Source organism: Xenorhabdus siamensis, from assembly GCF_037996745.1.
Lineage (GTDB): Bacteria > Pseudomonadota > Gammaproteobacteria > Enterobacterales > Enterobacteriaceae > Xenorhabdus > Xenorhabdus indica.
In genome coordinates this window covers 65,322-83,785 of sequence record NZ_JBBMXE010000006.1, presented here as the reverse complement: position 1 = coordinate 83,785, position 18,464 = coordinate 65,322, and the positions used below count along the sequence as shown (strand labels likewise).

Here is an 18,464-nt window from a genome sequence, read left to right as displayed (position 1 = left end):
AGCAGAAAAAAGCCCATGAAGCGAAAGCGGCAGCTAATAAAATCCCGCCATTGCCAAAGTATGAAATGCCTGATTACCCCAAACCTTACCAAACATACGGTAATTCCGGTACAGCATTATTAGAATCCATGTCTGACTACTTTGCTATGCTGGAGAAGAAATACGGACACGAACCCGGCCTGTTATATGGTGTTGCGATGACTGAATCTTCGGGTAACCCCAACGCAATTGGGCCAATGACCAAACAGGGCAGAGCAAAAGGGGCGTTCCAATTCGTCGATTCTACGGCTGAAGAATGGGGACTGAAAGGCAATGATGTCTTCGATATTCGCAAATCTGCTGAGGCAGCGGCCCGATACTTCAGTTGGCTACGTCAGCAAACCGGGAGTACAGATGGAATGTTGGCGGCTTATAACGGGGGGATCGGAAAAAAAAGGAAAAAGAGTAATTAACCCCAATTCCGTAGTATAAAATATCTTCTTCTGAGTAGAAAATTTTCAGTGATGGCTTTTTCTCTTTAAGGCAGTAAGCAATCAATCCCGTTAAAATGGTTAACAAAAAACCGGTTATACTTCGGTGACGAGAATGTTCTAATTGAGAGCCGTTTTTTAATTGTCCATTAATCGTTTCAATGATAAAACGCTTTTTAAGCATAACCTTATCCCACTCAGCCAGTGCAAGCGCTTTCATGTTGCGGCGCTTTTTCGTGATAAAGGTGATATCCGTTTTAGCTAAATCATCCGCCAATTCCTGACTCAGATATCCTTTGTCGCCGTAAAGAGAACCCGTGAGATCTTTTGATAATTCGCGTACAGGCTCCCTATCATCCACATTACCCGGGGTCACTTTAAGCGCTAAAATTTCGCCCAGATGGTTAATAATCAGGTGTAATTTGAACCCATAGAACCATCCCATTGAGGTTTTTCCGCGTTGCGCTATGCCCTGAAAGACCTTATGACGAGGAATACGGATGTTATGACAAACGCGCAAACTCGTGGAGTCGATAAAAGCAATGCCTGTCGGTTTTCCTTTTAATTGAGTCAGATAACTGGATAAGGGGACCAAGAATTCAGGTTAATTATGTCCCCGAAGTTAAGAGAAACATGATAGTAGGGGCGGCAATTGCTGAAAAGAACATCAACAGCAAACAAGAGCACCAATTTCCCTCACTCTACGGCCGGAAAAAAGAGAACGAGTCCGAGGTGGATATTGTGCAGAGTATGGCAAAGGCATTCCAAGAGGCTATTGCTGGCAAGCCGTTCCAGTTCGAAGTCATTCTGGTTAATGAAAAGACCGGAGAGCGCCAGAAGTTCCAGTCGAATTCTGCCGGAAAAGTCACAACATCTATGAAGTATCTTTGACTGAGGTGGGTAATTCCACGTCGATTATCTTTCTATATTTATAATTTCTCTGCGGCTACAAAGGTGGGGTAAAGACCGCTACCACACCCACGGGAAGTTAATTTTATCTTAGCATCCTGCTTTATTAGGTAACGTATATAGTTGTAAGCATATTGGGGAATGTCTTTGTAGATTGGTGAGATATCATATGTTTCATAGTTACCTTTGCTATCTTTTATTTTAAAAGTCTCTATAGTTCTTTCATCTGGTGAAACAGAGATAACAGTGACATTTTCTGTAAAAGGATCAGAGCATCCCATCCAGGGACTCTTTCCGCCAATTGGTTTTGGCACATCATAAATTCCATAAATTTCACCATCTCGAATATCCATGTAGTAATCGTCACTGACATTAAGCATGTGCTCATATTTTTTATTCTCTACTGCCAGAGAAGGTAATGCTATTACAGTGGCAATCATAAGGAGTGCGGCTTTTATTGGTCTCATTGCATTGCACCTCGAAGTGGTTGATCTATGTATATAGCATAACACTAATTTGTTTATCCTGTATTTGCCGATCACTTTTATCAATGAGAGGGCTGGGGGCGACAAAAACTCCAAACAAAAACTGCGGGTAAAGTCACAACTGCCATGAGTTAAGATATCAATATGATTCGATTATTATTTTTACTTCCATTGTTATCTTTTAGCTTGTATGCAAAAGATGTTTCTTTGGATAAGAATCTAATTCCAAAAAGCAAAGATTCTTTTTTAAATTTTTCCAAAGAATATCTTTATGAAGAAGTAAAATCTGCTATGGGAGATGGAAGTTCACGCTGGCTCTCTAAGTATCTATTTTATTATGATGAAAAGACAGCTGATTCATTATATGAACTTGCTTCTAGCAATAAATTGGTAGTAAATAAATACAAGAATGAAAGAGTAAATATAAGAGGAAAACTTTACTCTGTAGAGGTTGTGGATGAAGGAGTCGTTTTTGTGCTAGGAGCCTTTGTAGGTGATAATAAGGGGTATATTTTATCTCTTTTTGATAAAGCAGATAAAAGAATGTTACAAATGAGTAGCGGGGATAAGATCTCAGTTAGATGTAATATTTTGAGTGGTAATAGCAATAAGTTTGTTGTAACAAATAATTGTGTTTTCAAAGAAGATCATATTAATGATGTTTACAACATGTTATTCAATAAAATTAGTGAAGATTTTAAAACAAATGATGTAAAAGTTTCATATTATTTAGAGTCAGAAATTGCATTTGTGTATAAATTATATGAGAGCAAGTTTGAAAAGCTATGTAGCAATAAGCATAGATGCTATGAGGCAATTAATTTTATAAGAAATGAGAAAGAAACGCCTGGCTATGTTAAAGGCTCTCTAAAGGAAAAGATTATAAAATTTAGCGAAGAAAATATCGGAAAATACAAGGAAGTTATACCAAATGTGAATTAACTCACTATAAAATAGCCCCGTAAAGGGGCTTTTTTGTTGTTCATTAGTTGATTTTTACAACAGTTTCATAAAACATCATTCCCCTTTCTTGTGGCTGTTTTTTATCCATAAAGTTGATAATAGGCATTCATTGAACTACAATTGAATTACATTGTAATTCATTGAGGAGTTTTATCATGGCTGCAAACCAGTTAATTCAGGCTCGTATTGACGGTGAGATTAAGGAAGAAGCTACTGCTGTTTTGGCAGCAATGGGCCTGACTGTATCCGATGCTGTTCGTATGATGTTAACGCGGGTAGCAAGGGAGAAAGCGTTGCCGTTTGAACCTTTGATACCGAATGAGACAACAATAGCGGCAATGAAAGAGTCTCGCAAAGGTGGCGGCAAGTCATTTTCCACAGTTAAAGATTTGATGGCTGATCTCAATGCGGACGACTGACTACACAAGCCAGTTTAGGAGAGACTACAAAAGAGAGAAGAAAGGTCGTTATCGGGAAATTCTTGATGATGCACTTACTACAGTAATTGAATTATTGTCCTCCGATAGCTTGCTGGAACCGAGATATTGCGATCATGCCCTTTCAGGGGAGTGGAAAGATTTTCGGGACTGTCACATTAGACCTGATTTGATACTAATTTATCAGAAGCCCAATGCTGATATATTACGTCTTGTCCGTCTTGGTTCTCACTCAGAGCTTGGTTTGTAATATTTTAATCAATCATAAATAACCCGCTTCGTGCAGGTTTTTCATTTCTAACACCGCCTGATGCGGTTTTTTTGTATCCAAAAAAGAGGTTATGACATGGCCTTGATAAAAGATGCCCTTTCTTCTCTGTTGGGTGGTGGCAGTGATGCGTCATGGAAGTGGGCCGAACATTTGCACCCGGCCTCGTTTCGTGGTGTGCCGTTTGCCGTGGTTTCTGGTGAGAGTGTCTTTGGCCGCCGTCAGGCTGTACATGAATACCCGTACCGTGATACGGCCTGGCTGGAAGATTTAGGCCGGGCAACCCGCAGAATAACGATCCGGGGGTTTATCATTCAGAACAGTGCTGTCTATGATGCCCCGGATGTTATCACACAGCGCAAGAATCTGGTTGCCGCCTGTGAAACCGGATCTACGGGGACATTGGTTCATCCGACACTGGGTGAACTGACCGTCAGTGTGACAGAAAGCGGTCTGCGTATGACTGAGAGCATGGAATCGGGCCGGGTGTTTGAATTCACATTAACGGTGATTGAATCCGGCCTGAAAGTCTTTGCGGTCACTAACAGCACCAAATCCGCTACCGAGGTGAAGAAAAACTGGCTGAAAACCTACACCACCACACTGGCCAAATATATCTCAACGGTGAGGGGGGAAATCCGCTCAGTGGTGCAGGGGATGCGGATCATCAAACAGACCGCCAATCAGTGGGTGGGTATGGTGACTCGTTCGGTGGATGAAGTGACCAACCTCAGTGACATGTTGAAGACCACTTTCGGCAGTGAGCGTTATGGCCGTTATCAGCGCGGCACCATTGGCGGTACGGTATCAGGGGCAACGGGGATTCGGTCACGGGATGACGGAAGCCGTGATGAGGCTGAGACAGTGAAGAAAACCACTGCCGAAGTGGTGATGGGTCGTAAAGCCATTGCCCGCAGCCTTGAAGCCCTGAGCACTGCCCCGACCGTGGAAATGTTTACTGAATCAGCCGGCAGTGTAGTGATGGCGATTATCCAGTCGGCAGGCAGTACCGATGAAAAAGTGGCTATTTTTGAACATCTGGCTGCCTTTCAGAATACCCGCTACCAGCAAGGCACGGTTGACCGGTATGTCACAGAAATGACCGTTCTGTTGTTGGTCGTGTTGTCAGCGGGCGCAATGGCGCAGATCGCCAGTGAATTTACCCCGGCAAACAATCAGGAAGCCCATGATCTACAGAACAGGGTGTGTCATGCGCTGGATACCGCATTAGTGATGGCCGGTGATTTAAGCATGGATGACATTTATCAGTCCCTGATGTCATTGCGGGATGAATTTATGACCAGTTCAGCATTGAAAGGCGCAGAGGCAGGACGGTTGGCCCAGTTCAGTCTGCCCGCTGTGTTGCCAGCCCTGACGGTGGCTAACCGGATTTATCAGGATGCCGGACGCAGCAATGAGCTGATACAGGCGACCAATCCCCGTCATCCGGCTTTTATGCCCACTCGATTTAAGGCGCTGAGACAATGAAAAAAAACGATGAACTGTCATTAGTGATTGGTGGCAAGGCCATTTATGGCTGGGACAGTGTCCGTGTCACACGGGGCATTGAACGGTTGCCGTCTGATTTTGAACTGATGCTGATGGACTATTATCCCGGCAGCGATGAGAAACAACTGGTAGAAGCGGGTCAGCCCTGCCAGATATTACTGGGAAGTGATCCGGTGATGACGGGATATATCGACATCTGGAATTCGTCGATTAACAAAAGTACTCACCAGATACGGGTGACCGGACGCGGTAAATGTCAGGATTTGGTTGATTGTTCGGCAAAATGGCCGCAGAACGTAATTACTTCGGCGACGGCATTACAAATTGCTCAAAAACTGGCGCAATGGTACGGCATTGAAGTGAAATCGGATGTGACTGATATGGAAGCCGTGCCGCAATTCACCCTGAACTGGGGGGAATCTTCACAGGAAATCATTGACCGCATCACCCGCTGGTCTGCCCTGCTGTATTACGACACCCCGGACGGTCATTTATTTCTGACCCGTGTCAGTGACAAAGTGGCTGCCAGTGGTGTAGCACAGGGAAAAAATATTGAGATGGCCGATTACCAGTCCTCCATGAATGAACGGTTCTCTGAGTACATCGGTCTGTCTATGAATGTCAGCGGGTTAACTGAACTGTCGGCAGGAAAAGGTTATGAAGTGGTAACAATTGCCACAGCAAAAGACCCGGAGGCGGAAAAGATGCGCTATCGCAATTACGTCACCATTATCGAAAGTACCTTGCATACATGGGGGAGGCAACAAGACGCGATTAACTGGGAAATGAACCGCCGTTACGGGCGTTCTAAGGTGCTTAAAGTACTGGTTGATAGCTGGCGGGATGTCAGCGGAACATTGTGGACGCCCAATACCCTGATCCCGATCCATTTACCGGTGTTCGGGCTGGAGTCCGAGCAATGGCTGTTATCGGAAGTGTCTTATATTCGCAATAAAGATGACGGCACACGGGCAGAGCTGACCTTGATGCCACCGGCAGCGTTTACTGTGCAACCGTATGAATTTTACGATGCCATCATAGAACTGCGTAACGGAGGTTATTCACGTGATGGAAGCCGCTAAAAATTTATATCGCCGCGCCATGATGATGCTCGGTTTAGGCCGGGTCACTACCTGTAATGATAAGGGGGTTACCCAGCAAGTACAGTATCAAACTGCAATGGAAGTCCGGGACAATACCCACCGGATCGCTGAGTTTGGTTTTTCCTCCGGGTTACCTGCTGATACCGATGTCGTACTGGCGTTCTTAGGCGGTGACCGCTCTAACGCGGTGGTGATTGGCAGCAATCATCAACAATACCGGCACAAAGGGTTAAGCCCCGGTGAAGTGGTGGTGTATAACCAATGGGGGCTGCATATCTTACTGACGGCATCGGGGATCACCATTGAAGCGAAAGAGCAACCGGTGACTGTCAATAATGCGGCAAAAGTCACCGTCAATGCGTCCACCGAAGTGTTGCTGAATACCCCGGTGCTAAAAGTCACCGGCGATGTCATTGATAACTGCAACAGTAACACTGCAACTATGAAACAGTTGCGCGATACCTATAACCGTCATACACATCCAGTGCCGGGTGTGAAATCCGGCGATGCAACAGTCACCAGTCAGATAACCGGGGAAACCGTCAAATGAGTGATATTACTTCCTGGTGGGATGTCAAAAATATTCATGCTGACTGGTTGGTAGGGCGCGGGGATTTGGTAACCGGTAATGACCTGCAAACCGCCATCATTATCAGCTTATTTACGGATCGTCAGGCGCGTCCTGATGATGATATAGAGGGCACAAATCGTCGCGGCTGGTGGGGTGATAGCGGGGCTGATTATCAGATAGGTTCCCGTTTGTGGTTGTTACATCGACAGAAACTCACTACCCCTGTCGCATTGGCGGCTGAGGATTATGCCCGTGAGGCGCTGCAATGGATGTTAGACGATGGCGTGGCCGCGGCGATTGATATTCGCACACAAATTGTCTGGCCTAATCGATTGAACATGATAATCCGTTATCAGCGTCCGGGGCGGGATAACGAGGATTTACGCTTTTTCTGGGTCTGGGAGCGAGAAAATGCCCTTTAAACGAAAAACACTCACTGAACTTCGGGCGCAGAACCGCAGTTATTTACAGTCAGAATTACAGGAAACGGGTCCGTTATTACGCTTTTCCAATATGGGTGTGCTGGCTGATATGGACGCAGGTATGGCGCATCTGCATTACGGCTACCTTGATTATATCGCCAGACAGACTACCCCGTTTACGGCCACGGATGAATGGTTGTCTGGATGGGCCGCGTTAAAGAAGATTTTTCGCAAACCGGCCACAGCAGCTCACTGTGAGCAATATCAATTTACAGGGATGGCAGGGGCTGTCATTCCTGCCGGGACAAGACTTAACCGGGGGGATGGCTATCAGTACCAAACCCTGACTGAGACTCGCATTGATACCAACGGACAGGGAAATGTCAGCCTGATTGCGTTATTACCAGAGAGCACAGAGGATGATTCGGGGGGCGGTGCGGCAGGAAATGCGCCATCGGGTACGGTACTAACGCTGGATCAGAGTCTGGCAGGGGTCGATGTTGAAGGTACAGCGATTGCACCTATAACAGGCGGGGCAGATATTGAGAAAGAAGCGGATTTTCGTTCCCGTATGTTACTCGCCTATCAGGGTACACCACAGGGGGGTTCCAGTGACGATTATAAACAGTGGGCGCTATCCGTACCGGGCATTACCCGTGTCTGGGTCAGGCCGAGAGCGGCTGGAGCCGGAACAGTCGGCGTCTATATTATGTGTGATAACAATGCACAGGGCGGTTTTCCCATCGGCACAGATGGTGTGTCATCCCATGAACCATATGCCGTGCATGCCACCGGAGATCAACTGAGGGTGGCTGACGCCCTTTATGCCTTACAACCGGTCACGGCCTTGGTTTGGGTGTTATCGCCGATAAAATACCGGATTGATTTTACCCTCCACGGCCTGTCTCATGTCAGCACCGATGTGACGGCGCGTATTAATGAGGCGATTGATAACGTGCTGTTTGAAAACGGTAACCCGGATGGCTCCGGGCGCATATTCATATCCGAACTGCAATATGCCATTGCGGGCATACCGGGCACAACAGGATTTGTGATCACATCACCGGCAGAGAATATTGCCTTACCAGTTGGTCACTTACCCGTACGGGGCGAGGTGAAATACACATGAAACAGTACAGCGAAGTGAATTATACCATGGCATTAAATGGTCTGTTACCTACCGGGATGGCATGGACGCGGCACCCGGAATCGGCTATCAGTAAGGTCATTCGGGCGCTTGCCCGTAGCTATCATCGCAGTGATCAGGATGCGCATTTATTACTGGAAGGCAGTTTCCCGGCAACCGCAACGATCATGTTACCGGAGTGGGAAAAATCACTAGGGCTGCCGGATGACTGCGCGATTGGGGAAATTGACAGTATCTCATTGCGGCAAAAATCCGTGGTCTCAAAGTTATTACGCACAGGGGGTCAGTCCAGGTCCTATTTTATCGGACTGGCGGCAGAACTGGGATTCCACATTACTATAACTGAATTCCGGCAGGCCAGAGCAGGCATGTCTGCGTGCGGGGACGCATTGAATGGCGGTGACTGGCCGTTTGTCTGGCGAATTAATGCCCCGGCAACCACGATAAATTACGCTGTAGCAGGCGGCAGTTATTGCGGTGATCCGTTGCGTTCGTGGGGCAATAAAAAACTCGAATGCCAGTTTCATCGAATAAGCCCGTCTCACACGATTCTTCAATTCGGTTACAGACAATAATTCATTACTAAGCCATTTCAATAGTTTCTTATCACTTTTATTGAGTGAGGGTCAATCATGCAAAAAATCGGTGATATTACGAACACCGCGGACAGTAACGGTGAATTCACCAATGGGAATGTGGCAGCGGGTATTCCGCCGACACGGTTAGAAGCGCCGTGGTTCACCACTGTGCAGCGGGAAATGATTAACGTATTGCTGAAAGCCGGAATGAATCCGGACAAGACCAATGACGCCCAGTTATCTGAGGCAATAAAAAAACTGGTCTCTGATTCTCAGGTGGCACTGACTAACAGTTTCGGTCAATCCAGCACATTAGCGGCCAGTCAGAAATTGGCCACCGATGCCAACGACAACGCCAACCGCCGCCTCGACAAAGCGCAGAACGGGGCGGATATCCCGGATAAGAAGGCGTTTGTGGATAATCTGGGCTTACGGGATACGGTCAAGCAGGCACAAAACGCCTTTCCAAGAACGGGTGGCTCCCTGAGCGGCAATCTGAATGCAGCCGGATATGTTAAATCCGGTGATGGATATGATGTCGTATCCGGTCAGGATATCCGGGCAGTACGGCATATTTACGAGCAAGGGGAACGTGTTTACAGTCCTAAAAACAAACCACCCCAAAATATACCGGTAGGTTCCCCTATTCCGTGGCCACACCCCGTTCCCCCCGCGGGATACGTTGAGTGCCGTGGGCAGTCATTCCCGACGAATCAATATCCCCTCTTGGCGGAGGCCTATCCGTCCGGTGTATTACCGGACTTAAGAGGTGAGTTTATTCGCGGTCTGGATGCTGGGCGCGACGCAGATCCAGGCAGGGAAATTTTAACGCATCAAGAAGGCACAATCATATCCGGTTTTGATGACAACGATACTGGCGATATAAGTGGTCTCGGTACTCCTGGTATTGCATTTGGTGATCCACTCACTGACACGCAATGGGGGAGAATTGCAGGTAAAAAATGGATTCTCAGTCTTCAACGTTTAGCACGGCGTTATGATTGGGGGGCGTATGTCTCAGCCCGGCCACGTAATATCGCCTTCTTATATATAGTGAGAGCCGCATAATGAAATATACAACAGAAATTACAACACCAGAATTTGATGAAAATGGCTACGCAACCCTGATTGGTTGGGTAACAGTTTATCGCGCAGATACTGAAACCGGTGAATACTTGTGTGCAGATATGGAACGTACGTATCCGGGCTTTAGTTTGTCTGCGGGGGCGTATTTGGATGCGCCTGAATTACCCAAATCTGGCGATATTGCGGTATGTCGTCACCCTGACGGTAAATCCTGGGTACGCGTTCCTGATTATCGAGGAAAAACCGCGTATCACATCGAAACCAGAGAACCCAGAATCCTGCAACAGTTTGGGGAATTGCCACCAGAATTAACCTTGTTAAAACCCCAGACAGAGTTTGATAAATGGGACGGCAAAAAGTGGGTTACAGACACCACTGCACAGCATCAACACGCCGTACAGCAGGCTGAAAGCCAGCGGCAATCCTTGCTGCATGAAGCGGAGGAAAGAATAAGACAACTGGAGCGTCGAAAACGGCTGGAAATGGCGACAGAACAAGAAATCGCGTTATTGCAGGAATGGGAAATCTACAGTGTCAAACTTTCAGATGTCGACTGTTCGTAAACGCCTAATTAACCCCACATACCCGATTAATTAATTTTTTGTCATAGTGTGTTTTCTTTTTATTCAGGAGATAAACCACCATGACACTGACTGAAAAACAGCAACACTGGGCAGGGATGATTGATTCCCAGCAGCAGAGCGGACTGACGGTGACGGCGTTTTGCCAGCACCATGAGATTAAGCTGGCGACGTTTTACTACTGGACAAAAAAACTTCGGCAACAGCGCGAGCCTCAATGCCTGCATCCTGTTGTGGTTGAAGAACATACGAATACCGGGCACACCATCATACTCTGCCTGCCCAACGGACTTCGGGCGGAGCTGCCCGCCGGATTATCCCCTGCACAGATCCGCCACTGGGTTGAGGTGCTGCGATGATACCGGTTGGCAACCTCTATCTGGTCTCCGGCCAGACCGACATGCGAAAATCCATCGACGGGCTGGCGAATGTGGTGGATGCGCTGGGGCTGGATCCGCTCAGTGAAGCCGGATTTATTTTTTGTAACCGTCATCGCGACAAACTCAAGATCCTGTTCTGGGACACCAACGGCTTCTGGCTCTACTACCGCCGGCTGGAAAAGGGCCGCTTTCAGTGGCCAGCGCCCGTGGCGGACGGCACCGTCCATATTACGCGCCCGCAACTGAACTGGCTGTTGTCGGGCCTGGCATTAACCCATCCTCGTGCGCATCAGCCCTTACAGGGCTTGAAAATGTGATCGGTGACACAGATCGTTCATTAAGACTGGCACGATCCGATTTAACTGTCACACTCAGGTTTTCCTTCTGAGAGCCTGAATGATGACTGACCTGCCGGATGATATTGACCAACTCAAAGCGCTCGTTTGCCAGCTTCAGGCACTTAATCAGGCGCAGACTGAATCCCTGGCTGAACTGCGGACTCAAATCCAGCACCTGCTCGAACAGCTCAATCTCAGCAAATCGAAACGCTTTGGCAAACAGAGCGAAAAAGCCGATAAAGGCCCCTTTAACGCTGTCTTTTAGTCACATCTCAAATTACGAGCAAATGACCGCAATTTGATAAATATACCCAACTGATTTTAAAGGAAATATTTCCCAATGCTGTCTCGATAAGTTTAAAATAATTCATATAAAAAAACAGCAGGATACAAAGTTGTGTATAAGAGACAGCCTTTAACGAGGTGGAACAGCAGGTGAGCCTACCACAACCGACGCCGGCGCATCACAAAAAAGGCCGTCAGCCGTTACCGGCAGGATTAGAACGGGAAGTGCAGTGCCATACGCTGAATGCGCCGCACTGCGACTGTTGTGGCGAACCGCTGCATGCCTGTGGGACCGAAACGTCAGAAACCCTGAAAATCATCCCGCAGAAAGTCAGCGTCATTCGTCACGAACGCACCAAATACACCTGTCGGCAGTGTGAAAAAACCGAAACTCACAGCAAAATTATCACGGCGCCGTCCCCACCCAGCCTGTTACCCCGGACGATCGCCAGCCCGGAGACGCAGGCCGCTACTGTCACGGCTAAATATGTCGATGCGCTGCCGCTGTACCGGCAGGCCGATATTTTAGCGCGTTCCGGTATTGAGATTAGCCGCAGTACGCTGGCGAACTGGCGCGTGCAGCTCGGTCGCAAGGTGCATGTGCTGGTTGAACAGAGGCAGGCGCACTTACTCAATGAGCCGCTGATTTGTGCGGATGAAACGCCTGTTCAGGTGCTCCACGAAGCCGATCGCCCGGCGCAGAGCAAATCTTATATGTGGGTGTATCGCAGTGGCGAATTTGCCACTCATCCGGCGGTGATTTTCGACTACCAGCCAAGCCGCAGCGGGCGTTGTGCCGCCGATTTTTTAGGGGATTATGCCGGTGACCTGCTGACCGATGGCTATGCGGCTTACGATACGCTGAAATCGGTCAGGCACGCTGGGTGCATGGTGCATGTCCGTCGCAAATTTACGGACGCCCAGAAAGCTCAGGCGGGTAAAAATCTATGGTCACCCCCGTTTTTGCAACACTGATTTTGATTTATGATGGGCTTGCTTAAATCTATCCGGCGTCACTATGGGCAAGGATGCCCGCGCCTCGATGAGTTCCGCACCTGATATTCCTAAAAAAGCCGTCGGCTTCAATGAGCCATTTTTTATGTTAGGTTTTTTATCAGGTCGTCAGGCCGTTCATGTCATCAATAATCAGTCTTCGCAAAACCCGATGAGTAACTTCTTAAATTAACGATTAACCTTCCTATCAGAATGGTTTTATCGCTACTTTTCAAACACGGTTTTCTGCGTCGTGATAGCCCAGGCTATCCGGGCTAATTTATTTGCCCGGGCGCAACACACTACGCAGGAGTGTTTTCTCGCCAGTTGGGTTCTTACCCAGTCAGCTAATTTTCCAGACTGGTAGTCTATTCTCTGGATAAATACCCGTGCGCATTGCACTAGTAGCCGCCGCAGATTTTTATCTCCTCGTTTGCTAATACCCAGTAAAGTATTTTTGCCTCCAGTGCTGTACTGACGTGGAACAAGCCCTGTAGATGCTGCAAAATCCCGGCTGCAGCCATATTGCTTACCATCGCCAAGCTGAGACGATAAAACGCTTGCGGTTATCGGCCCAATTCCCGGAATCGTCATTAGATGCTGTCCTGTTTCATCGCGCGACAATTCTTGCTCCAAAGCGCTTTCAAGCTCTGTTATCTGCATCACTAAATATTGGTAATGATCGTGCAGTCGAATCAGTCACTGAGCCAGATAAGGCGGTAGCTCATTTTCCGCCAGGACGGTTGAAAGCCGCTTAATCACTGCAATACCTTTCGGCATGCTGATGCCAAATTCCAGTAAAAAGGCATGCATCTGATTGGTCGTTTTGACTTTATCCCTGACCAGCGATTCTCTGACGCGATGCAAAGCCCGCATAGCCTGCTGAGATTCAGTTCGCGGCTGCACAAATCGCATGGATGGACGAGAGGCGGCTTCACATAGAGCTTCAGCATCGACAAAATCGTTTTTGTTACTCTTTACAAAAGGGCGGACAAACTGTGGAGAGATCAGCTTTGCTTCATGGCCTAAATCAGCGATCCGGCGCGCCATAAAATGGGCACCGGCGCAGGCCTCCATCACAACAGTCGCTGATGAACATCCTGCTAAAAATTCAATCAGTTTGGTACGCGTGAATTTTTTACGTAGTAGCGCCTTGCCAGACTTATCCTGACAATGCACGTGGAAAGAATGTTTACCGAGATCAATACCAATAAGTGTGACGTTTTGCATGATGGCCTCTCCTGAAAGAAAAACACCCTGCCAGCATACCGGGTCATGCTCCCAATAGTTAGATCTGTTATGAAAGATAGTATTCACGCTCAATGAACGTACCGACCACTTTGTCATGCATCTCTTCGGATTTGGAATAACCTATTGTCTTTCTATTCAGCCTCTTTATCCGGATACGAAGCGTAAGATTTGTTCTCTCAATACGTTGGGTAAATTTCTTTCCCGTGAGGTGTTTTTCTTAGGCAGACAATCGTAAACGGCATAATCATCTGTACAGTAAAACCGGATAGTAAAAGGAGACAAGAGAGCCAGCAGCTTTTTCAACGTTTTCCTGCTGCGATCCCCAAACACATGTGCCACTACCCGTTTCCTATTCGGCTCCCAGGCATACCAGAGCCAGCGTTGATTTTTCTTATTACCGACAAAGGACCACTGCTCGTCTATTTCACAAACAAGATGAATCTCACTGCCCGCAAGCGGCAGCGTAGTTACTTGTCTTGGTGTGAGCTTTTTAATGTGCGAATGACGGTGTTAATGCCGACGTTCAGAACCCGAGCCGTGTCCCTAACACCGGCGTTATTCATGGCCATATCAATAATTCGCTCTTTCATACCGGGATGGCAGGCTTGATAGGTATAGTGCAGTTGGAAGGTTTTGCGACAGGCATAGCAGTGATAGCGAGGATGTCCAGTACGTCCTTTTCCATGCCCTTTAACCTCGTCTGTTTTATGACAGTAACGACAAATCACATCCACTTTAGCCATATCTCACCCAGAATAAAAAGTAGGGAGTTTATCACAAGATCTAATCATTGGGAGCATGACCAAGACGCGAACCAGCGAAATGATGAGTGAAGAAACACGGCGCAGTTATCACCAATGCCAGAATATTCTGTGTGGCTGCACGTTTACCACAATCACCAGCATTGAGCGGTATTTGACACTTCCGACACCCCAGCAACTTCCGACTGATTTTACCGTCCCGAAACTGGCCTTTCCGGCCAGCCATTACGGTGATGAACAAATTGGATTTGGATTCTGATTGAAGGCAGCCCCGAATAAAAACCGGGGCTTATTCTGTATTTGTTATGCAGAAAATTCATTACTCAGGGAGCATATCCGTTATCACGATAACCTGTCCTTCATCTGATACGGTCACTTTCGGTATGTACGCTATAATTTCACCCGTTTTTATATCTACTTTCGCCGTACGATAATCTTCTACTATCCTTTCGAATATGCTTCTACCTTTGAATACGGTTTGTACGACAGCGTAAGGTTGTTGTTGTTGGTTGAAGGCTAATTGGTAGGTTGTTTCAATATGTTGATAACTGGAAACATCAAACATATTGCGTTTAATGGCTTTTTCTAACGGTTTGTAAGCATTATTTGTGCGGCTAAAGTTTGCAATAAAGTTATCCAGATTGATTGAGTCATCAGGTGTACTTAAATATTTTCTGAAATCCTCATCACACGCCAGGATTTCATCAGGTTTTAGTTTACCCGGTTTCGCAGAATAGCGTTGAGTTAAGCAGGTGTAGAAAGGCCCCGTCACCATCTCATGTATGTTCTTGAAAGGAAAATGGCTTTTATCGTTGGAAGCGGCTTGCTGGTCATCATTGTGGGTCAAGTCAGCATTACTGACGATATGGAAGGTAGCGGCACAAGCCATAATACCAACGGTTATGGCTATGATGGTTTGCGGCTTTAATCCGCTTGATCTTTTTTCTCCGCAGTGTGGGCATGTTTGTTCATTCTGTGTTATCTCCCCCTGACATTTTTTACAATTTACGCGCTTCATCGCCATCAATCCCTATCTAATTTTGTTTGGTTATCCATTTCAATCACCTTGATGAGACAAATATGACAAATGAGAATGTTTGGTCAAGGGTGGTTCTGTATAGATGTGAGATTTATCTAATAGATTTATAGCGATGAAGTAGAAAACCTTTCGAAAATAGAAGGGCATTTTTGCATTCGTATAGCGGATTTTTTAATTTCTATTCGTGAGATACGTCACTGTGAAAAGGGGGGGTAATTGAAGGGGATTTGGCGATAAGAGAAAAACTGAGTCGCCACTCCGTCGCCATTTCGTCGCCACTTTGCTATTTTCGTGCAATTCAAATCAAAGAAAAAAGCCACCCGAAGGTGGCTATTTTTATTCCCTAACTCACTGTTTTATCAGTGGTCTTTAATTTGGTGCCAGGGCGGGACTAGCAATTGCATTTAATTACTTGAATATTTAATTTATTTTTATATATTGATTTTATGCCCCTTTTTGTGCCCCTGAAATGTTTAGTTTCTTTATCTTTCTATTTTATTGATTTTTATCATTAATGTTGGTTTTTTCCTAAGAGGTAAAGAGCACATAAAGAGATTATAGATATAAAGTGTAGTAGTTCATACTTGTTCTGACAGTCATCCGCTTTGATTCAGGGTCTGTCAGATTAAATTCGGGTCAGATTTTTTTCAGCCCAAATTGTTTTTCCTTCCAATAATGTCTCTATTGGTGTTTGGCCATAACTCATTTTTCCTTGATGAATGCGGTGATAAAGGATGATTATGATGGACGCTAAAGCACAGCTCACCGTGGATATAATTGCCAAGGTAGCACAAGGAAAAATCAGCATTATTAATGCGTCAAAGCTGCTCAGTAAATCCCACAGGGCGGTAGAACATTATCTTCAACAATATCAACAAGTGGGTATTCGATAGCCAACCAGAAAATCGAGATCTGAAAGTACTGTGAGGGACGTTTTACGGCCTACTTTGCAGGCCGACAATTATGTGTCTCTGAAGTGATTGAGCCGACAGAGTGGCTGTTCCCACGACATGCTCTATCGTTACCGTAAATTTTTCAGAAAAAAAGAACCGTAAGCACTCAAACACACCCACCGTTAATCCGGCATTATATCATAAAAATCGGACTGCCCGTGAATATAGAAGAACAGGTCATTGCTTTTTCATTGGAAAATTCCCATCTGGCTACGGGAACAAATGAATACCAGTGCGCTGCGAGTTGAGAAAGCAAGATCATCACTTGCTAACGTATTGTGATGATCTTTGATTGAGTCATTAAGCTGGGAGCAGGTATACTGAAACGACAAAGTCCCTCGGTAATCACACTACTACAAGCAAAGTTAAATTAAAAATGGCTCTGTGAAAGTGATATGAACTTATCTTCATCAATGTTATCAGGTGATCTCTATCATGGTAATATATACTGACACCTAATAATCCTCATGAAGTTCAATATATAGAATGATAGTTACAGCTGTAGATCCTTGGTAAAGATTCAACAGAAAATTATCTAAAAGTTGTTCGATATTACAGAGAAGATACCTTTTTTCTCAATGTAGAAACCCAATTCATCATATGGATTTCCATAAGCTGATGCTGATAACCAGTTAAGACTTGTAATTAAAATATGATCATTATCCCAAGATAATATCTTTGCATGAGAAATAGGGTTTTTCTTTTTTTTCTAAAAAAATTCCATTTTCTCTTAGTGAATCACTTATTTCTTCAAGTTGCTGAGTATTTATGCCTCCACTAAGAGATGAATAGTACATGTTTATATTCAAGTTATTATTATCTGTCATAGAGCTTATTAATGGTGTTAAAATTGGTCTTTCTGCATTGTTGCTTATTCTATGGCTTGCAATGAATATTGAATGTTGTGCATTGTCTCTTGCATCTAATACATAGTCATGATGTTCGTTTTTAGTGACAATTTTTATTTTGACATTTTTATTTTGAGAGAGTTCTGAGGGTGAATTATGAAACGTTTTTTTCAATTCGTATGAGATGGCTGAAATGGATTTGCTCAAATAGTTTGATACTCTTGATTTCCCTTTTGACATTATGCTCATTATATCTAATATTTCGGTGATAAGGGAATTATTTGTTACAAAAACAGAGCATTCATACCGATTAAATCCACTTGCTAACCAATTACATGAACCTATAGTAACACCATATCCGTATTCCATCGTATCGCATACTATAACTTTTGCATGTGAGCCAGTTGGATCTGAATGTATAGTGAAAAGTGAAGTTAGACCAAGCTTTACTATTTCGTCTCTATAAACAGAAAGTCCACTAAGAAATTGATTATAACTTCCTATATTTCTCTCATCGTCAGGTTCTTCTTGTCCCCATAATATATCAACTTGTACACCTCTTTGAGCAGAATAAACTAATTTTTGAAAAATAACTTGAAAGTTCTTTAGCTGTATAAAGGTCGAGTGTATGATAATTCTGCTTATAGCATTATCGATCATATCTATCAAATGATCACGATGGCTTTCTGCTCCAGATATTATACTAAATTCACTTTCATCAATGAAATGCTCTTCAAATCGATTCTCATGAGGTTCGGTATTATATTTACTTAACTTTGAGATATTATTGGGGGAATCATTTTTTTCTTTATTTTCAATTCGTTTTAAATTAGCAGCAGCGATAATATCATTAGCTAATTCTTTTGATATATCGGATGGCACTCCGGTTATATTATCCGCTTCATCAACCTGTGCTATCGCAAAAATTGTATTTTGATAGTACGGTCTATCATTTACTCTTTCTTCATATCCAATAACTTCTTCATCAGTATCTTCTACACAATTAAGAACGTCTGACAAAAATGGGGTATATTTCGGATTTTTAATATTAAGTTCTGTTGCAATAGAAGTTTTGTTCTTAAGCAAC

At 45.2% G+C, this 18,464-nt stretch carries 20 protein-coding genes and 5 pseudogenes; 19 read left to right on the top strand and 6 right to left on the bottom strand.

The window, feature by feature from the left end:
- The first annotated feature begins 65 nt into the window (after positions 1 to 65).
- The gene (locus tag AAC852_RS06430) at positions 66 to 452 is read left to right on the top strand and encodes a transglycosylase SLT domain-containing protein (protein WP_340620313.1); all 387 of its coding nucleotides are present in this window, start codon (positions 66 to 68) and stop codon (positions 450 to 452) included.
- A gap of 22 nt (positions 453 to 474) precedes the next feature.
- Here the strand turns inward: AAC852_RS06430 and AAC852_RS06425 are convergent.
- A pseudogene (locus AAC852_RS06425) lies at positions 475 to 1,074 on the bottom strand (IS982 family transposase); the annotation flags it as partial.
- Positions 1,075 to 1,103: 29 nt separating this feature from the next.
- Here AAC852_RS06425 and AAC852_RS06420 point away from each other — a divergent pair.
- On the top strand, positions 1,104 to 1,361 hold the full coding sequence (locus AAC852_RS06420) for a hypothetical protein (protein ID WP_340620312.1): 258 nt from the start codon (positions 1,104 to 1,106) through the stop codon (positions 1,359 to 1,361).
- Between the two features lie 38 nt (positions 1,362 to 1,399).
- On the opposite strand, the gene AAC852_RS06415 is transcribed toward AAC852_RS06420, so the two are convergent.
- Positions 1,400 to 1,846 (bottom strand): hypothetical protein, encoded by a 447-nt coding sequence (locus AAC852_RS06415; protein ID WP_340620311.1) that lies wholly within the window; start codon positions 1,844 to 1,846, stop codon positions 1,400 to 1,402.
- 162 nt (positions 1,847 to 2,008) lie between these two features.
- On the opposite strand from AAC852_RS06415, the gene AAC852_RS06410 reads away from it, so the two are divergent.
- From AAC852_RS06410 to AAC852_RS06335, 15 genes and pseudogenes are all read left to right on the top strand, one after another.
- On the top strand, positions 2,009 to 2,806 hold the full coding sequence (locus AAC852_RS06410) for a hypothetical protein (protein WP_340620310.1): 798 nt from the start codon (positions 2,009 to 2,011) through the stop codon (positions 2,804 to 2,806).
- 176 nt (positions 2,807 to 2,982) lie between these two features.
- Positions 2,983 to 3,246, top strand: a complete 264-nt coding sequence (locus AAC852_RS06405) for a type II toxin-antitoxin system RelB/DinJ family antitoxin (protein ID WP_187650471.1) — start codon at positions 2,983 to 2,985, stop codon at positions 3,244 to 3,246.
- Positions 3,233 to 3,514 carry a type II toxin-antitoxin system YafQ family toxin gene (locus AAC852_RS06400; RefSeq protein ID WP_340620309.1) on the top strand — a complete coding sequence of 94 codons (282 nt, stop codon included), beginning with the start codon at positions 3,233 to 3,235 and terminating at the stop codon, positions 3,512 to 3,514. The genes AAC852_RS06405 and AAC852_RS06400 overlap by 14 nt, the downstream gene beginning before the upstream one ends.
- A gap of 96 nt (positions 3,515 to 3,610) precedes the next feature.
- Positions 3,611 to 5,020, top strand: a complete 1,410-nt coding sequence (locus AAC852_RS06395; protein ID WP_340620308.1) for a DNA circularization protein — start codon at positions 3,611 to 3,613, stop codon at positions 5,018 to 5,020.
- The gene (locus AAC852_RS06390) at positions 5,017 to 6,123 is read left to right on the top strand and encodes a phage baseplate assembly protein (RefSeq protein ID WP_340620307.1); all 1,107 of its coding nucleotides are present in this window, start codon (positions 5,017 to 5,019) and stop codon (positions 6,121 to 6,123) included. Before AAC852_RS06395 ends, AAC852_RS06390 begins: the two co-directional genes overlap by 4 nt.
- Positions 6,110 to 6,694 carry a phage baseplate assembly protein domain-containing protein gene (locus AAC852_RS06385; protein ID WP_340620387.1) on the top strand — a complete coding sequence of 195 codons (585 nt, stop codon included), beginning with the start codon at positions 6,110 to 6,112 and terminating at the stop codon, positions 6,692 to 6,694. The genes AAC852_RS06390 and AAC852_RS06385 overlap by 14 nt, the downstream gene beginning before the upstream one ends.
- Positions 6,691 to 7,137 (top strand): phage GP46 family protein, encoded by a 447-nt coding sequence (locus AAC852_RS06380; RefSeq protein WP_340620306.1) that lies wholly within the window; start codon positions 6,691 to 6,693, stop codon positions 7,135 to 7,137. Before AAC852_RS06385 ends, AAC852_RS06380 begins: the two co-directional genes overlap by 4 nt.
- Complete coding sequence (locus AAC852_RS06375; protein ID WP_340620305.1) at positions 7,127 to 8,266, top strand: baseplate J/gp47 family protein; 1,140 nt, start codon at positions 7,127 to 7,129, stop codon at positions 8,264 to 8,266. The genes AAC852_RS06380 and AAC852_RS06375 overlap by 11 nt, the downstream gene beginning before the upstream one ends.
- The gene (locus AAC852_RS06370) at positions 8,263 to 8,859 is read left to right on the top strand and encodes a YmfQ family protein (protein ID WP_340620304.1); all 597 of its coding nucleotides are present in this window, start codon (positions 8,263 to 8,265) and stop codon (positions 8,857 to 8,859) included. Before AAC852_RS06375 ends, AAC852_RS06370 begins: the two co-directional genes overlap by 4 nt.
- A gap of 57 nt (positions 8,860 to 8,916) precedes the next feature.
- Complete coding sequence (locus AAC852_RS06365) at positions 8,917 to 9,930, top strand: phage tail protein (protein ID WP_340620303.1); 1,014 nt, start codon at positions 8,917 to 8,919, stop codon at positions 9,928 to 9,930.
- The gene (locus AAC852_RS06360; protein WP_340620302.1) at positions 9,930 to 10,511 is read left to right on the top strand and encodes a tail fiber assembly protein; all 582 of its coding nucleotides are present in this window, start codon (positions 9,930 to 9,932) and stop codon (positions 10,509 to 10,511) included. The genes AAC852_RS06365 and AAC852_RS06360 overlap by 1 nt, the downstream gene beginning before the upstream one ends.
- Positions 10,512 to 10,591: 80 nt before the next feature.
- Positions 10,592 to 10,888 carry an IS66 family insertion sequence element accessory protein TnpA gene (gene tnpA, locus AAC852_RS06355; RefSeq protein WP_340620301.1) on the top strand — a complete coding sequence of 99 codons (297 nt, stop codon included), beginning with the start codon at positions 10,592 to 10,594 and terminating at the stop codon, positions 10,886 to 10,888.
- Entirely contained in the window at positions 10,885 to 11,226 is a 342-nt protein-coding gene (tnpB, locus tag AAC852_RS06350; protein ID WP_340620300.1) for an IS66 family insertion sequence element accessory protein TnpB, read from the top strand. Before tnpA ends, tnpB begins: the two co-directional genes overlap by 4 nt.
- 82 nt (positions 11,227 to 11,308) lie before the next feature.
- Positions 11,309 to 12,480: pseudogene (tnpC, locus tag AAC852_RS06340) on the top strand (IS66 family transposase); the annotation flags it as partial.
- Positions 12,481 to 12,550: 70 nt separating this feature from the next.
- Positions 12,551 to 12,718 carry a hypothetical protein gene (locus AAC852_RS06335; RefSeq protein ID WP_340620299.1) on the top strand — a complete coding sequence of 56 codons (168 nt, stop codon included), beginning with the start codon at positions 12,551 to 12,553 and terminating at the stop codon, positions 12,716 to 12,718.
- Positions 12,719 to 12,750: 32 nt separating this feature from the next.
- Here AAC852_RS06335 and AAC852_RS06330 read toward each other — a convergent pair.
- Positions 12,751 to 13,755, bottom strand: a pseudogene (locus AAC852_RS06330) (IS110 family RNA-guided transposase).
- Between the two features lie 67 nt (positions 13,756 to 13,822).
- Positions 13,823 to 14,519: pseudogene (locus AAC852_RS06325) on the bottom strand (IS1 family transposase).
- A 55-nt stretch (positions 14,520 to 14,574) separates the two neighbouring features.
- Between AAC852_RS06325 and AAC852_RS06320 the strand changes: the two are divergent.
- Positions 14,575 to 14,796 carry an Ogr/Delta-like zinc finger protein gene (locus tag AAC852_RS06320; RefSeq protein WP_340620298.1) on the top strand — a complete coding sequence of 74 codons (222 nt, stop codon included), beginning with the start codon at positions 14,575 to 14,577 and terminating at the stop codon, positions 14,794 to 14,796.
- A 60-nt stretch (positions 14,797 to 14,856) separates the two neighbouring features.
- Here AAC852_RS06320 and AAC852_RS06315 read toward each other — a convergent pair whose 3' ends face one another.
- Positions 14,857 to 15,555, bottom strand: coding sequence for a hypothetical protein (locus AAC852_RS06315; RefSeq protein WP_340620297.1), 699 nt, complete (start codon positions 15,553 to 15,555; stop codon positions 14,857 to 14,859).
- Between the two features lie 755 nt (positions 15,556 to 16,310).
- Between AAC852_RS06315 and AAC852_RS06310 the strand changes: the two are divergent.
- A pseudogene (locus AAC852_RS06310) lies at positions 16,311 to 16,466 on the top strand (ISNCY family transposase); the annotation flags it as partial.
- A 722-nt stretch (positions 16,467 to 17,188) separates the two neighbouring features.
- Here AAC852_RS06310 and AAC852_RS06305 read toward each other — a convergent pair.
- Positions 17,189 to 18,463: a phospholipase D-like domain-containing protein gene (locus AAC852_RS06305; RefSeq protein ID WP_340620296.1), complete on the bottom strand. Its 1,275-nt coding sequence runs from the start codon at positions 18,461 to 18,463 to the stop codon at positions 17,189 to 17,191.
- Position 18,464 lies beyond the last annotated feature (1 nt).

Coding starts and splice junctions, on each gene's coding strand:
- AAC852_RS06360 (WP_340620302.1), top strand. CDS start 9,930: ATGAAATATACAACAGAAATTACAACACCAGAATTTGATGAAAATGGC.
- AAC852_RS06365 (WP_340620303.1), top strand. CDS start 8,917: ATGCAAAAAATCGGTGATATTACGAACACCGCGGACAGTAACGGTGAA.
- AAC852_RS06405 (WP_187650471.1), top strand. CDS start 2,983: ATGGCTGCAAACCAGTTAATTCAGGCTCGTATTGACGGTGAGATTAAG.
- tnpB (WP_340620300.1), top strand. CDS start 10,885: ATGATACCGGTTGGCAACCTCTATCTGGTCTCCGGCCAGACCGACATG.
- AAC852_RS06390 (WP_340620307.1), top strand. CDS start 5,017: ATGAAAAAAAACGATGAACTGTCATTAGTGATTGGTGGCAAGGCCATT.
- AAC852_RS06430 (WP_340620313.1), top strand. CDS start 66: ATGCCTGATTACCCCAAACCTTACCAAACATACGGTAATTCCGGTACA.
- AAC852_RS06370 (WP_340620304.1), top strand. CDS start 8,263: ATGAAACAGTACAGCGAAGTGAATTATACCATGGCATTAAATGGTCTG.
- tnpA (WP_340620301.1), top strand. CDS start 10,592: ATGACACTGACTGAAAAACAGCAACACTGGGCAGGGATGATTGATTCC.
- AAC852_RS06410 (WP_340620310.1), top strand. CDS start 2,009: ATGATTCGATTATTATTTTTACTTCCATTGTTATCTTTTAGCTTGTAT.
- AAC852_RS06385 (WP_340620387.1), top strand. CDS start 6,110: ATGGAAGCCGCTAAAAATTTATATCGCCGCGCCATGATGATGCTCGGT.
- AAC852_RS06335 (WP_340620299.1), top strand. CDS start 12,551: ATGGGCAAGGATGCCCGCGCCTCGATGAGTTCCGCACCTGATATTCCT.
- AAC852_RS06415 (WP_340620311.1), bottom strand. CDS start 1,846: ATGAGACCAATAAAAGCCGCACTCCTTATGATTGCCACTGTAATAGCA.
- AAC852_RS06420 (WP_340620312.1), top strand. CDS start 1,104: ATGATAGTAGGGGCGGCAATTGCTGAAAAGAACATCAACAGCAAACAA.
- AAC852_RS06320 (WP_340620298.1), top strand. CDS start 14,575: ATGACCAAGACGCGAACCAGCGAAATGATGAGTGAAGAAACACGGCGC.
- AAC852_RS06395 (WP_340620308.1), top strand. CDS start 3,611: ATGGCCTTGATAAAAGATGCCCTTTCTTCTCTGTTGGGTGGTGGCAGT.
- AAC852_RS06380 (WP_340620306.1), top strand. CDS start 6,691: ATGAGTGATATTACTTCCTGGTGGGATGTCAAAAATATTCATGCTGAC.
- AAC852_RS06400 (WP_340620309.1), top strand. CDS start 3,233: ATGCGGACGACTGACTACACAAGCCAGTTTAGGAGAGACTACAAAAGA.
- AAC852_RS06315 (WP_340620297.1), bottom strand. CDS start 15,555: ATGAAGCGCGTAAATTGTAAAAAATGTCAGGGGGAGATAACACAGAAT.
- AAC852_RS06375 (WP_340620305.1), top strand. CDS start 7,127: ATGCCCTTTAAACGAAAAACACTCACTGAACTTCGGGCGCAGAACCGC.